The following is a 14,639-nucleotide window of genomic DNA, read 5'->3' on the forward strand; positions in this document are numbered from 1 at the left end:
ATGCGATCGTCGGCAGCGTCAGATGTGTATAAGAGACAGGAAACGCGACAACCCCGGCCCCCTCCCCCCCCTGGCCGGGGTTGTCCTCTGTCTGGGGTCTTTCATTTTTCGGCGCGGCGGGTGGCCGCGTTCAATCGCCGGGCTGGGCGGATCTGGACGCGTCAATCTGCGGTCAATCAATGTGATGAGCGTACACCATTGTTGAGCAGATTCAGTATAGTGAATCTGCTTACATCGAACCGCCCATCGAGTCGCGCGTGCGTCTCATCCACAAGCACGCCTCAGTCCACAGATGTGCCCACTCCTTGCGGTGGCGGGCGTACCGGCGACCGATGCGACGCATGCTCAGTTCATGTCCGACGACCTCCTCGCCCTCGTGGCCGAACACCTGCACGACGACGTTGCCCGGTGCGCCGCAGCAGCGGGATATCGGTTGATCCCAGGCGACGCACGTGAGTGCAGACGGGACTGGCTGAGAACGCGGGCGGTCGTGCTCGATCCGCCCGCAGTCGCGACACTCGCGCCGAGCTCGCTGCCACGACGTGGCGGCGTCGTGCTGATCTCCGATGCCGAACCCGCTTCCGCGACGTGGCGCGGTGCGCTCGATCTCGGCGCCGTCGACTCCGCGGTTCTTCCAGAAGACGAGTCTCACCTGGTGCGGATTCTCACCGAGTTGCGGCTGCCGGCGTCACGCCAGGCAGGAGCGTTGGCGTTCATTCCGGCGCACGGCGGGGCCGGAGCGTCGACACTCGCCGTCGCGAGCGCGCTCGCCGCCGTCGAGAGCGGAGAGCGGGTGTTGCTCCTCGACATCGACGAACTCGGGGCAGGGTTGGATCTCACGCTCGGAGTGGAGGCGCGCGAAGGGCTCCGGTGGCAAGACCTGTCCTTCGACGAGGGTGCGGTCAGCGGTGCCTCGCTCCGAAATGCGTTGCCGCGCTACAACGACAGGCTCGCGCTGGTGACCGGTAGGCGTGACGACATCCGACCGCTCACCCGTGGGCCCGTGCTCGCAGCGGTAGACGCCGGTCGCGCTCATGGCGACCTCGTGATCGCAGACCTCCCGCGTGCCGATACCCCCGTGGTCCGCGCGGTTGCCGAGTCGGCCGAGTTGGTGGTGGTCGTGACGACACCGACTGTCGCGGGAACTGCCGCCGCACGTCTGCTGATCGCTCGATTGTTGACGTCGTGCCCACGCGTCGAGCTCGTGATCCGCGGGCCGTCTCCTGGCGGGTTGCGAGCGGCTCAGGTTGCCGACGCCGTCGGTGTGCCGTTGATCGCCGCGTGCCGACCCGACCCGCGCCTGGCCATGCGCCTCGAGGCCGGACGCCTGCGGGTCGCGCCGCGCAGTCCGCTGGGCCGAGCAGCGTCAGCCGTGTACTCGCGATTCACCGACGCCCGAGTGGCGGCATCATGAGTAGTGCGGCGCCACAGAGAGTTTCACGGCTGCAGTCGACCAATGCGACCTCCGACGACGCTCTGATCGACCGGGTGCGCGAACGCCTCGCCAAGGAGTCGGCCGAACCGACGGCCGCGGTCATCGCGGAGGCTATTCGCGCCGAGTCGGGTGGTGTCCTCGGCGACACCGATCTGCTTGCGGCACTGCGACATCTGCAGACCGAACTGACGGGTGCGGGCCGACTCGAAGTGCTTCTCGCCGAGCCCGGCGTCGCCGACGTGCTCGTCGTCGGACCGCAGCGGGTCTGGGTCGATCGCGGCGGTGGTCTCGAACCGACAGGTATCACCTTCGACGACGACGCGGCAGTTCGACGACTCGCGAGTCGGCTGGCGCTCGGCGCTGGTAGACGTCTCGACGACGCGCAACCGTGGGTCGACGCCCAGCTCACCTCACTCGGCAGACGCGGACTCACCGTACGACTCCACGCGGTCATCCCTCCGCTGGCCGCGGACGGCACGTGCATCTCGCTACGGGTATTGCGCACCGCAGGAATGGATATGGCGGGACTGATCGCGTCGGGGGTGGTCCCGCCCGAGTTGGTCGAGGTGCTCGAAGCGATGGTCGCCGCACGTCTCGCCTTTCTCATTGTCGGCGGGACCGGCTCGGGTAAGACGACGCTGCTGAACGCGCTGATCGGTGCGATGGCCCCGACCGATCGAGTGCTGTGCGTCGAGGACGCCTTGGAACTCGCCCCTGCGCATCCGCATGTGGTGCGTCTCGTCGCGCGAACGTCGAATGTCGAAGGGATGGGCGAGGTTCCGGTGCGTGTTCTCGTCCGTCAGGCGCTGCGAATGCGTCCCGACCGCATCATCGTCGGAGAGGTTCGCGGCGCCGAGGTGATCGACCTCCTCACCGCGCTCAACACTGGTCACGAGGGTAGCGGCGGGACGTTGCACGCGAACTCGACGTCGGAGGTTCCCGCCCGCATGGAAGCGCTTGCGGCACTTGGGGGAATGAACCGGGAAGCCTTGCACTCACAGCTTGCCGCAGCTGTTCGAATAGTTGTCGGGGTGAGTCGCACGGCCGGTGGCGCGCGGGGGATTGTCGAAATCGGACTGGTATCACGGAACGCCGACGGGTGGGTAACGATACTGCCGATCTGGCTGCGCAACAGTGGATTCACCGACCATCGTGCCGTGTTCGACGCGATGGTCGAGGAACGCGCATGAGTATCGTGCTGGCGACGCTTGCGGTCGCGGTGATGTGGTGGCCGACGAGTCGGGTCGAGCACCGTATGTCCACGCTGACGGGGACGGCGGCGACGCGGTGGGCCCGGTTGCAGCCGAGTGCCTTTGGGCTGATCTGTGCCCCGTTGGTGGCATTGCTCGTCGGAGGGATCGCCGGTGCTGTGGCGGCGTCGATTGCGGTGGGACTGGTCGTCTGGCTTCGTCGGCGCAGGGGTCGAGCGGCTGATCACGAGACTCAGCGCGACGAGATGCTGACCGCTCTGGCGCTGATGATCGCTGAGCTGTCGGTGGGAGCACCGCCGGCTCACGCATGTGCTGTTGCAGCGCAGGAGATCTCGCGGGGAAGAGAGGTGCCATCGGAGGTGGCCGAGGGGCTGACCGTCCTGGCTGCGCGCGCAGAACTCGGTGGCAGCGTCGTCGTCGACGAGGTGTCTGATGGTCGAGGGCACGTGTCTGGTTCGGATTCCGGGAGTTCGGTTTCAGAGGGCTCGTGGCGGCGGATCGCCGTCGCGTGGCGGACCGCAGAGCATTCGGGCGTTCCGATGGGGGAGTTGCTCGAGTCGCTACGCGCCGACCTCGCCGCGCGACGCGCATTCACCGAGCGCACGCGTGCAGGTCTCGCGGGTCCGCGCGCGACCGCCGTTGTGCTGGCCGGACTTCCGCTTCTCGGGATCGCGCTGGGCCAGGCGACGGGCGCACGCCCGATCCAGGTTCTACTCGGCGGAGGTCTCGGCGGCATGCTGTTGGTGATCGGCACGGCGCTCGTCGCGGCGGGCATGGTGTGGACCGAACGCATCACAGACAAGGTGGTGCGCGGATGACGGTGGCGATGTTGCTGCTCGCAGTGGCGTTGCTGACCCTGCCGCCGCGACGGTGGCTGCTGTATCGGGTTGTCGAGCCACCGGACCGTCCATCGGGCGAAGCGCGGTGGCTCGGCAGGAACCGTGAGGTCGACGATCCGTTCGCCGTTGCCGCAGGCCTCGACCTGTTCGCGGTGTGTCTGCGTGCGGGTCTCACGGTCCCCGCCTCCGCACTCGCGGTCGCGCAGACAGCACCGGCGACGTTGGCGGAGCCGCTGACCGCTACTGCGGAGCTACTTGAGCTCGGCGCCGAGCCCGAGCGCGCGTGGTCGACGCCGCTGGGAGATCTGTCCGCGCGCCGAAAGTCCTCCGACACAGACTATTTCGAACAGTTGTCGATGCTCGCTCGGCGGTCGGCTCGTGCTGGGTCTGCGCTGTCGGCTCAGGTAGGTGAGCTCGCTGCCGAGACCCGGCGTCGCGCCCACGACGAAGCGCTTGCTCGTGCGGAGCGGGCCGGTGTGCTGGTCAGCGGGCCGCTCGGCTTGTGCTTTCTCCCGGCGTTCGTGTGTCTCGGCATCGTTCCGGTTGTGATCGGCCTCGCAGGCTCGACACTCTCTGGTCTGTAGAAAACTCGATGGATCTCTGCGCGGGTTCTCAACGTCAAAGCAGTGCAGTACCAACTAGTTTCACCTCAACCGAAAGGCACATCATGAAGATCCTTGACGCGACCCGAAGCGGAATCGAGCGAATCGCGGGTCGTACCAACGTGAACCTGACCAGATTGATCACCGACGACGAAGGCATGAGTACGGCAGAGTAGTCGATGGATTAGTATTCATACCTGTGTAGACTCCGCAACATGGGAAAACAGCGAACCCTGCGTGCCCTCATCGTCATACGACTTAGCCGAGTCACTGATGCCACGACATCGCCGGAGCGGCAGTTGGAGGCGTGCCGGGAACTGTGCGAGCAGCGAGGGTACGACGTCGTCGGGATCGCGGAGGACCTGGACGTAAGTGCCGGTGCGACAACACCTTTCACTCGCCCGGAGTTGGGTCCGTGGCTGCGGGACCGGCACGGAGAGTTCGACGTGCTGGTGTTCTACCGGGTCGACCGGATCGCCCGCCGGCTGTTCGACCTATCGGAGCTGATCCAGTGGTCGCAGCGCCAGGACGTGACGCTGGTGTCGGCGACGGAGAGCCACTTCGATCTGTCCAACGACTTCGGCGACATCATCGCGTTGTTGATCGCCAAGGTCGCTGAGATGGAGCTGGCTGCGATCTCGTCCCGGAACGCATCAGCGTCCCATCACAACATTCGGTCGGGCAAGTGGCGCGGCGGGATCGCGCCGTGGGGGTACGTGCCCGAAAAAGTCGACGGCACATGGAAACTCGTGCAGGACCCGGTGCAGGTCGAGGTGATCCACGAGGTCGTCGAACGGGTGCTGACCGGCGAGCCGCTGCGACCGATCGCGGCGGACCTGACGTCGCGTGGAGTGCTGACGCCGAAAGACAGGATGAACGAGATCAAGGGCCGCGAGGTCAAGAAGTTCGCCTGGGCCAGTGGGCGGATGCGGGAGAGCCTGCTGTCGCGGACCCTGCTCGGCCAGATCGTGACCCGAGATCCGGTGCTCGACGCGAAGGGTCAGCCGCAGCGGGATAGCAAGGGGCACAGGATTCTCGGCCCGGAGTTCGTCGTGCTCGGGGACGACGGAACACCGGTGGTGCGGGCCGAGCCGATTCTCACGCGCGAGATCTTTAACCAGGTGGGGGCGGCGCTGGCCGCGCGGTCGGTGGAGCGCACGGCCACGACGCAGTCGGGGCTGCTGCTGAGGGTGCTGTTCTGCGGCGAGTGCGGGCGTCCGGCGTACCGGCTCAAGGGCGGGCCGGGCCGCAAGCCGCGCTACCGGTGCGCCTACGCGCAGGACAAGAAGGGGGCCGCTGGTATCCAGGGTCCGTGCGACAACCGTTCCGTGCCGCTGGAGTGGGCGGACGCCGAGGTGGAGGCGAGCATCCTCGACCGGCTGGGCGCGATGGAGCGGATGACGCGGGTCTGGTTTTCGGGCAACGATAGTCGCGGCGAGCTGGCCGAGGTCGACGAGCTGCTGGCGGACCTGGTGGACCAGCTCGGCACCGGTGCGTTCAAGCGCGGCACACCTCAGCGCGAGCGCCTGGACGCGCGCATCGCGGCCCTGACCGCACGACAGGAGGCGCTGCGGGCCAAGCCGATTGAAGCGCCGGAGTGGCGCTACGAGGGCACCGGGGAGACGGTGCGGGCGTGGTGGGAACGGTCGGACCTCGCGACCCGCACCGCGTGGCTGCGGGAGACCGGCGTGCGGGTGACGTGGCGGTCGCACACCGCCGGTGGACGGACGCAGCTCGATGAATTCGCGATCGACATCGGTGCGCCGGATCTCGACGCCGCGGCGCTGCCCGGCGCGATGATCGCCGAGGCGGCGCGGCTGCGGGCCGCGGGAGCCTGGACGCACCACGATCCGGCGCTGGCTGCACTACCGGATGCGATGGCGCGAGTGCTATGGGAGCACGGCGACCCGCACGAGGAGCTGGCGCACAGCGACCCGGAGTCGTGATGGTGACGCAGCGCCGGGTGACGCAAGGGCGGTGGACATAGCGGTGGACACGGTGGACATGTCCACCGCAAAAAACGTCCACCACCGCTCCCTCGCGTATGAGGCGAAAGATATTTTACATAAGAATTTCTTATAATACCTGCTCAGGATACCGTTTGACGTTCCTGGATCTGTTCCAGTTTTTCAGGTAAATATCAGAACAGCTCGCCCGGTGGACATTTTCGCGTCCACCGCGTCCACCGTGTCCACCGTGTCCACCGTGTCCACCGAACGGGCGCTCGGTGACGCAGCAAGACATTTTGACCCCCCGGCCGATCGCGGCGCGACGCCCTCGGCTCAACGTTGAATGTGACGAATATCACATATGTCCAACAATGTCCACCGACGCGGTAAAGCCTGGAAAAAGTCCGGTTGCCTGCTGGGTTGTGGCCTTGAGAAAGGCGGGGATTAGTCGCCTTTTCGAATTGGATGCTTCTTCCTGGCGAAACGCAATGTTGCGCGTTAGTCGGTGGTTTCTCTGGGAGGTTCTCTGCATGCGGCTCGCCGTTATTCGCTGAGTTATTCAACCGGGTCCTGAGTCAGTGAGAAATATGCCGTGACCTGGGGTTTTGTGTTGCCGCCCGTGCTGGACATGGTCGCAGTGGTGGGGCACTCTGATGGCAGGACGACAAGCGCCGAGCACCCCCGCCGAGCACCCCGAGAGGAGGCACAGGCTATGAGCACGACCACAGCCGCGGAAGAGACAGTGATCCGCGAAGGTATCGAGTACGTGAGTCCGGCGGAATACGCGCGGATCATCCGCAAGAGTGCGAAAACCGTGTATCGCTATCTCGACGCGGGCCTTATCCCGGGCGCCCGGCGCACACCGGGCGGTCAGCACGAAATCCCGGTAGCCGTTCGGACAGTTTCCGCTGGCTAAGTAACCCCCTCCCATCCCACCGACGAGGCAACACCTCGTCATCCCGTCATGCCCAGAAGGAGCACCATCATGAGCTACACCAACACCGACGACGTCGATCTGGACCTGCTCGACGAGCTCGACAAGGTCTTCTCCTCCGCCGCCCCAAGCGCATTCAGCGCCGACACCGCGCCCGGCACCGTCGTGACCGGCGCAATCGGCCACGTGGAGATCCGTCAGGCACGCGATTTCAGGACGCGCCAGGCGGCTTATTGGCCTGACGGCAAGCCGAAGCAGGAGGTGGTCGTGACGATCGAGACCGCTGACGGCGAGCGCGCCGTCTACATCCCGACGTGGGGCCGGGCAAAGATCGCTCTGGGCCAGGCGGTGAAGACCGCTGGGGCCACGAAGATTTCGGAGGTTCTGCGGCCGGGCGTGGCCCTGTCGGTCCACTACGGCGGCAAGAAGGCCGCGGTGGCCGCCAACGGCGACGAGTACGAGTACCGCGAATACGAATACCGCTTCACCCGGCCGACCCCGGCGCCGACGCCGACGGACTGGTCGCCGGACGCGGGCCTGAAGTGAGCACTCAGACGAGCTGAGGCGGCATCCCGTGCCTGGGATGCCGCCTCGTCACCCGACAGACAGACACTTTGGGAGAATCATGACTTTGCTCGGGGATCTCGACCTCGACGCCGCGTTCGATGACGACGAACACGCTGTCAATGACGACGATAACACTGTTGACGACAGCTTCGACAGTGACGGCGATGACGACGGCGGTGTGGACACGTCGACCGGTTACGGCGCGGCGGCGCTGCAATATCGCGATGCGGGGTGGGACAGCGTTCTGCCTCTGCCGCGTGGGTGCAAGTATCCACCCCCGCGCGGGTACACCGGGGACGGCGCGACGGTGCCCAGCCACGCCGACGTGTATGCGTGGACCGAGGACTACGCGGACGCAAATCTGGCACTGCGGATGCCCGACGGTGTCATCGGCATCGACGTGGATGCGTACGGCACCAAACGGGGCGGCGACACACTCGCCGCGGCCGAATCCGCCTGGGGCCCATTGCCGCCCACCGTGCGTAGCACGTCGCGCCCCGACGACGCGTCCGGCATCCAACTCTTCGTGGTGCCGCTCTGCAAGCGCTTGGTTGGCCAACTCACGATCGACGGCAAATCTGACGTGGAGATCGTCCAAGCACACCACCGCTATTGCGTCGCGTACCCGTCGATCCACCCCTCGGGAGCGCGGTACCGGTGGTTCGACGCCGATAGTGCCGAGGTAGACATCCCGTGCGTGGGCGACCTGCCGATGTTGCCCGATCGATGGATCGCCGAACTGACCGCCGCGCCGGTGGCATCGGTCGCCGGCGTCGAGGTCGACGTGGCCGCGGTGCTGCATGCGCTGCCCGACGGCGAGCCCGATCATGTGGTGGCCAAGCGTCTTAACGAGGCGTTGGCCGACCTGCGGTCGAGGTCGGGCAGCCGGCACGACGCGACGTTGCGGCATGTGCTGGCGCTGATGAGGTTTGGCGTGGATGGGCACTCGGGCGTGCGGAGCGCACTCCTGGCGCTGCATGAGGCTTTCGTGGCGGCTGTCGTTGGCGATGGCCGCAGTGAGTCGAGCGCATCCGGCGAGTTTCGCCGGATGGTGACAAATGAGCGCGGACACCAGCTGCTCGCGGCGACGCCGACGGTGGACTTCGACGAGTTGGTCGATCTGGTCGACGCCGAGGTTCCGGTTCCGGCGGTGGCAGCACCTGCGTCGCCACCACCGCCTCCCCCCTCGTCGCCGACCGCTATGGCGGCTATGCCCGATGACGATGATTTTTGGGGCTCGCGTGCGAGCTTGCGGCATATCCGGGATGCGGCGTTGGGCCGGATGGCGGCGCCGTGGGGAGTGTTGGGGTCGGTGACCACGCGGGCGGCGTGCACGATCCCGTGGACGGTGACCCTGCCGCCCCTGATCGGCGGTCCGGGGAGCCTCAATTCGTTCACCGCGATGGTCGGCGCGTCCGGCGGCGGCAAGGGCGCGTGCGAGGCGGTCGCGCGCGAGCTCGTGCCGCATAATTCCACGGTCGGCGCGGTCGAGGTGGGCTCGGGTGAGGGTCTTGCGCACCAGTATGTCCGCCGGGCGACGCCGGGCGACCGCGAGGACGGGGTGGCCGACGCCAACGACATGGTGTGGGTGCGCCGGTCAGTGCTCTTTTCGGTCGCCGAGGTCGACACCTTGGCCGCGCTGGGAACGCGTAACGGCGCGACACTCATGGGCAAGTTGCGCAATGGCTGGTCGGGCGAGGAACTCGGATTTGGTTACGCGACGAAGGAAAAAGCTCTGCTCGTCGGGTCGCACGGCTATCGAATGGGCCTCACCGTCGGTGTCCAGCCGCAGCGGGCGGAAGCCCTGCTCGGTGACGCGGCGGGCGGCACGCCGCAACGGTTCGTGTGGGTTCGCGTGACCGACCCGCGGATTCGTCGGGATCGGGCCAGTGACGCACCAATTTGGCCGCTCGCACTCCCCGACGCATGGCCGCTCGACCCGTGGACCATGCCGGTCCCGGCGGTCGCCCGCGATACCGTGCTCGACGCCCACGTGGCCCGTCAGCGCGGCGAAGGCGATGCCCTCGACGGTCACGCGTTGTTCGCCCGCCTCAAGGTGATGGCGGCACTGGCCGTCATCGACGGCCGCATCGAGCCGAATGAGGAGGACTGGGAGCTGGCGGGAATCGTCATGGCGCACAGCGACCGCGTACGCCAGGAGGTGGCCGACGAGTTGGCCGCGGCGTCGCGCACCGAGGCCATCGAACGCGGCCAGCTCGTCGGCATCGAGCGCGACGCGGCCCAAGGCAGCGCGTACGCGGAAAAGCTCGACCGGGTGTGCGGTGTGATCCTGCGTGGCGTGAAACGGCTGTCGGACAAGGGCAGACCAGCGACCGAGGGCAACATCGGACGGTTGATCGCCGGACGGGATCGCGACATCAAATCCGACGCGCTGGAGGCGTTGGTGTTGCGTCGGGCGCTGATCCACGACGGCCGATCGGGGGTGTTTTCGCTCCCCGATGCGTGATGTAGACCCCCGAAATTTGACTCGAAACACGAAGGAATTGCCATGAACGACAGAGCAACTAACGACGCCAGCAACGACGTCATCACCGACGCCGCAACCGGGCAGCGCCTGCGCACGTCCCTCGTCCGCGCGATGGAGGCCGCATCCGGCCTGCCGTGGTCCGCGGCGCGTCTCAGCTGGCGCGTGGCCGGAATGACCGAGGACGAGGACGCGTCGAGTACGTGCGTCTGCGGGCAGCCAAACCTGCGGTATCTCTACACCATCGTGGACGATCGCACCGGCGTGGAATTGCACCCGATCGGTAGCGACTGCATCGCCCATTTCGGCGATCCTGTGATGGCATCTGCGGCGACGGATCTCGCCAATCTGGTGGCGCTGAAAACCGCTGTCGAAAAACACGGCGCGCTCGACCTCAAGCGGGATTTGAGCCGATTCCGGATCGCGCTGCTGCACCGCCGGGGCCTGCTCACCGCTCGCGAATTCGGCTTCGCCACCGATATGTACAACCGGCGTCGACCGCTGACATCACGTCAGGCGGAGTGGCTCGGGACGATCCTGGTGCGTTTGGCGGCGCAGCTCGCCGCCGTCCGTACGGTGCCCCCGAGCTCCGACGAGGACATCGATCGGGCCATCGAACTGGACGCCTGGATCGACGCCGACATCGCCCGCGACGAGGATCGTGCGCGGTATTACGGCGGTGCGGCATGACCGCCATCACCGTCTACAGCCGACCCGGCTGCGGACCTTGCATGGCGACCAAGCACGCACTCGACAAGCTCGGCGTGGCTTACGACATCGTTGACATCAGCGCCGACGACGAGGCCCGTGACTACGTGATGTCACTCGGCTACCTGAGTGCGCCGGTGGTCGTGGCTGGCGACGCGCACTGGTCGGGATTCCGGCCCGACCGGATCAAGGGCACAAGAAGGGAGTGGCGGCATGAACCGCGATCATGAGGACTACGGGCGCAAGCACCATCTGCGTCTGCTGATTCTGTTCGTCCTGCTGTCGGTCGGCGGCAACGCGCTGCACGCGGGGACGGACTCGCTGCCTGCGTGGCTGAGGGTGGCGATCGTGACGCTGTTCCCGCTGGCGCTGCTGCTGGCGACCCACAGCGCGGTGGAGGTGATGCGCAGCTTCAGCGGTTGGGTGCGGATCGTGTGCGGCTCGCTGGCGGTGTGCATCGGTGGGTTCGCCTTCGTGCTGAGCTTCGTGGCACTCCGCGACGTGGCGGCGATGGCGGGCGTGCCCGGCGGCTGGCTCACTGTCCTTGCCGCGCTGATCATCGACCTGATGATCGTGCAGTCGTCGATCGTGGTCGTGATGGCCAGCCGGCGGCTGGCCGATCAGCAGGAGCCTGCGCAATCTGCTCACACTGAGCACTGCGCAGCCGTGGCTGAGCAGTCCCCCGTTGCGCAGACGGTTGCGCAGCCACTCAACGAAGGCGCTCAGTTCGTATCTGTGCAGCCGCTCGATCCGGTTGCGCAGGCATCTGAGCACGCTGCGCAGACGGCGACTGAGCACCTGAGCACCCCTGTTGCTCAATCTGCTGAGCAGCCTGCGCAGTCGGCCGACGGTGCTCAGTTGAGCATCGCTCAGAGCGCTCAGTCTGAGCAGATTGAGCAGCCTGCTCAGACCGGCGGCGATGTGCGCAGTCTCGCTGAGCGTGCTCATCGCGAGCTGAATCCGAAGATCGGCGTGGACGTGCTCAGCGAGCTGATCGCCGCCCACCGCGGTGGTGCCAGCCAGCGCCAGCTCGGCGAGCTGGCGGGCGTCTCGCCGAACACGGCGGCGCGGTACGTCCAGGAAGCGGAACGTCTCGTCGCGGTGGTCTGACTCAGCTGGGTCCGTGTCTGGAGACCCCCCGCCTGCCAGTGGCCGGCGGGAGTCTCTTGGTCCGCGTCGAGCATGACCGCCTCGACGGTGGTGTCGATGGGCCGGTCATGCGTGGTTCCGCGCGGCCGTCGTGGTTAGTCGGAATGGAAAGTATTGCGGCGCGACATAGTTAGTCGCTGGAGAACTGAGACGCCCACCGCGACAGTGATTCCGGAGCTCAGAATAGCGCGTGCATCATCCCTGGGATGACCCGGCGCCGCCGGTGATCCCGGGGCCGACCCGGGCCGGGCATCTGCGGCATCGCCACCTCCCGGGCGCCGAGTAGGTCAGCCCGGGCGAGGTCATGGTGCCGCCCGCGGTGGCCTGCCCGGACGCGAGCGAGCGAGTGTCTGAGGCCGGCCAACGGTGGAGGCGCGCAGCGCCGTTCCCTCCCGACCGGGCCGAAGGCCCGGTGCAGTTTTGCGAGAGCTAGGGCCGCCAGGCCCGGACGACGGGGAAGGGCGAGCGCAGCGAGTCGGGAGCGCAGCGACCACCCTTCCTACGGCGCTTAGGAAGTCTTGGTGCGAAGGTTGATACCCCTGGGGGGTATGCGGTAGGATTCGTGGTGGGCGGCGAGCGTGCGAGCAGGGTCCCACCGCGAAGCCGGTATCCACCGCAGCGGCAAGACTTCTGCGCCGGCGGGCGTGGTGGGCGGCGCAGCGATAGCGGAGCAGGGCCCCGACACGACAGACGGCGGACCACCGAGGAGTACGGCGAGGAGGCATCGATGGCAGGCGACGAGAGCGGCAAGCGCAGCGCCGCGTCGATGTCGTGGGACAACTACGGCAGCGACGGCGCGGCGAACAACCAGCAGTCGCGACGCCGCATCGCCCGTGAGGCGCAGCGCAAGACCGCGGGGTCCGATGCCGTGGCGTATTACGCGAGGAAAAACCCCGCGATCAACACCGCGAAAACTCACCTGAATATCGACATGGTCAATGACGGCGCGGGTGGCTTCCGCCCGACGCGCCATATCGAGGAGGTCGTCGCCTACGGCGACAGGCGTGTGGCGCACCTGAAGCCGGGATTGAAGGACGGCAACCGCTACATGGTCACGACGGTTTTTCATTGCCCGTGGGCCTACCTCGAACCGGACGGCACCCACTATCAGGCCGTGGACCGTGACGGCGCGCCCAAGGTGTACGCCTCCGGTCCTCGCAAGGGTGAGCCGATCCTGGAGCCCCGCTACCGGGTGAAGCCGGGGTGCGAGGAGATCGTGGACAGATACTTCGAGGACTGCCTCGCACGCACGGCACAGCTGCTTCCGGGTGGGCAGGCGGCGATCCACGGATACAGCCGGAACCGTGACGAAACGCGAGATCACCTGCAAATCGAGAGCGATCCGTACGCTGAAGCGCCGAGCAAGAAGGACCCTGATGCCCTGCGCAACGGTTACTCCCTGACCTTTGGTCGGCATCCGAAGGATGCGATGGTGCCGAAGCTGGGCAACGACGGGCAGCCGATCCTGGATGCCGACGGCAAGCAGCGGATGGTGCGCGAGGGGCCGTCGGCGAAGATGGAGCGCTATCACGCGGAGTTTCGTGAGTACATGGTCGCGCGCGGTTACGCGGTAGACCCCGAGCGCGACGAGCAGCGCCACGATCGCCACCTCGGTCTGCAGGATTACAAGGACTTGGAGCATTCGCGCACCGAGGTCGCCGAGACCGAGCAGACCCTGCGCGTCGAGGCCGCGATGATCGACGAGGCGGCGATCGAGGCACACCAGCAGGCGTACGAGGCCGGTATCGCAGACGTGGCGGTCGTGGCTGCGGAGATCGACACGGCGGCAGTGGCCAGGTCCGCGGCGCTGGATCAGCGCGAGGCCGCTGTGCGTGAGCGCATGGCCAGCGTCGACGCGCTGGTCGAGGAAGCGCGGGAGCGCGCGGCCGAGACCGTCGCCGACGCCGAGAACGATGCGATCGGCATCGTGGCCGGGGCGCAGGCCGAGGTCGACCAGCTCGTCGCCGACGCTCGCGAGCGCGCGGCCGGCATCGTGACCGCGGCCGAGGAGGAGGCCGGGACAATCCGGTCGAGGGCTACCGCTGACGCCACGTCGACCCGTGCCGCGGCGACCAAGGAAGCGAACAAGACGAGGTCCGATGCGGCGGGCGTGCTGCTGGCTGCGCAGGCGCAGGCGAAAACGGCCCGCGAGGAGAAGGATGAGTCCGAGCGGATCAAGGCCAACGCCGCGAAGGCGGCGCAGCGTCGGTCGGCCGAGGTGGACGCGGCCATCCTGGACGCCGTCGTGCACTTGGAGGCGGTGCGCAACGAGGCCCGCGGCCTCGACGCCGACCCGGATCGGATTCGCGAGAAGCACACCAGATACCCGCTGAAAGAGGGTGAGGGTGTGCGCAAGATCCGGACGTACACCGACGAGATCCGCGAGCGCGCCGACCGGCGGCTGACCGAGGCAAGGGACCTGCTCAACGACATCGAGCAGGTCCATGAGCAGGCCTATGACCCGGAGCGGGCCAACCAGGACATGACGGCCGCGAAGCTCGACACGATGCGCGCGCTCAAGGGTCCCAAGCGCGCCGACGGCACCGCGCGCACGGTCGACGAGTGGGTCGATGAGAAGACCGCCGAGCGGTACGTGCGGGCACGGCAGTCCGTGCCCACAGAGACACTGCGCGAGCGCCTGGAGCGGGGCGAGACCGCCGAGCGCACCTCCGCCGCCACGCTCGGCAAGATCCAAGATCTGATCGCCGGGCAGAACAAGGGCGAGGATGCTGGATACGAAGGGCTGGGGCAATGACGTGA

12 protein-coding genes are annotated in these 14,639 nt (G+C 67.1%); all 12 read left to right on the plus strand.

Annotated elements, in window-relative coordinates; translation table 11 throughout:
* The first annotated feature begins 352 nt into the window (after positions 1-352).
* The 12 genes from ssd to A5785_RS17845 all read left to right on the plus strand — a co-directional run bounded on the left by ssd (position 353) and on the right by A5785_RS17845 (position 14,634).
* Positions 353-1,414: a septum site-determining protein Ssd gene (gene ssd / locus A5785_RS17790; protein ID WP_064868181.1), complete on the plus strand. Its 1,062-nt coding sequence runs from the start codon at positions 353-355 to the stop codon at positions 1,412-1,414.
* A complete protein-coding gene (locus tag A5785_RS17795; protein WP_064868077.1) occupies positions 1,411-2,625 on the plus strand; it encodes a TadA family conjugal transfer-associated ATPase in 1,215 nt (404 codons plus the stop codon). Before ssd ends, A5785_RS17795 begins: the two co-directional genes overlap by 4 nt.
* On the plus strand, positions 2,622-3,464 hold the full coding sequence (locus tag A5785_RS17800) for a type II secretion system F family protein (RefSeq protein WP_064868080.1): 843 nt from the start codon (positions 2,622-2,624) through the stop codon (positions 3,462-3,464). Before A5785_RS17795 ends, A5785_RS17800 begins: the two co-directional genes overlap by 4 nt.
* On the plus strand, positions 3,461-4,069 hold the full coding sequence (locus tag A5785_RS17805; RefSeq protein WP_064868083.1) for a type II secretion system F family protein: 609 nt from the start codon (positions 3,461-3,463) through the stop codon (positions 4,067-4,069). The genes A5785_RS17800 and A5785_RS17805 overlap by 4 nt, the downstream gene beginning before the upstream one ends.
* Positions 4,070-4,302: 233 nt before the next feature.
* A complete protein-coding gene (locus A5785_RS17810; protein ID WP_064868086.1) occupies positions 4,303-6,033 on the plus strand; it encodes a recombinase family protein in 1,731 nt (576 codons plus the stop codon).
* Between the two features lie 715 nt (positions 6,034-6,748).
* Positions 6,749-6,952, plus strand: a complete 204-nt coding sequence (locus A5785_RS17815) for a hypothetical protein (protein ID WP_156528117.1) — start codon at positions 6,749-6,751, stop codon at positions 6,950-6,952.
* A 69-nt stretch (positions 6,953-7,021) separates the two neighbouring features.
* Entirely contained in the window at positions 7,022-7,516 is a 495-nt protein-coding gene (locus A5785_RS17820) for a hypothetical protein (protein ID WP_064868091.1), read from the plus strand.
* A gap of 79 nt (positions 7,517-7,595) precedes the next feature.
* Positions 7,596-10,004, plus strand: coding sequence for a bifunctional DNA primase/polymerase (locus A5785_RS17825; protein ID WP_064868092.1), 2,409 nt, complete (start codon positions 7,596-7,598; stop codon positions 10,002-10,004).
* A 42-nt stretch (positions 10,005-10,046) separates the two neighbouring features.
* Positions 10,047-10,712, plus strand: a complete 666-nt coding sequence (locus A5785_RS17830) for a hypothetical protein (protein ID WP_064868094.1) — start codon at positions 10,047-10,049, stop codon at positions 10,710-10,712.
* On the plus strand, positions 10,709-10,960 hold the full coding sequence (nrdH, locus tag A5785_RS17835) for a glutaredoxin-like protein NrdH (protein ID WP_064868096.1): 252 nt from the start codon (positions 10,709-10,711) through the stop codon (positions 10,958-10,960). The genes A5785_RS17830 and nrdH overlap by 4 nt, the downstream gene beginning before the upstream one ends.
* Entirely contained in the window at positions 10,944-11,840 is an 897-nt protein-coding gene (locus A5785_RS17840; protein ID WP_064868098.1) for a DUF2637 domain-containing protein, read from the plus strand. Before nrdH ends, A5785_RS17840 begins: the two co-directional genes overlap by 17 nt.
* Before the next feature lie 766 nt (positions 11,841-12,606).
* Positions 12,607-14,634, plus strand: a complete 2,028-nt coding sequence (locus A5785_RS17845; RefSeq protein WP_064868108.1) for a hypothetical protein — start codon at positions 12,607-12,609, stop codon at positions 14,632-14,634.
* Positions 14,635-14,639: the final 5 nt, after the last annotated feature.

Source organism: Gordonia sp. 852002-50395_SCH5434458, from assembly GCF_001665905.1.
Classification (GTDB): Bacteria; Actinomycetota; Actinomycetes; order Mycobacteriales; family Mycobacteriaceae; genus Gordonia; species Gordonia jacobaea.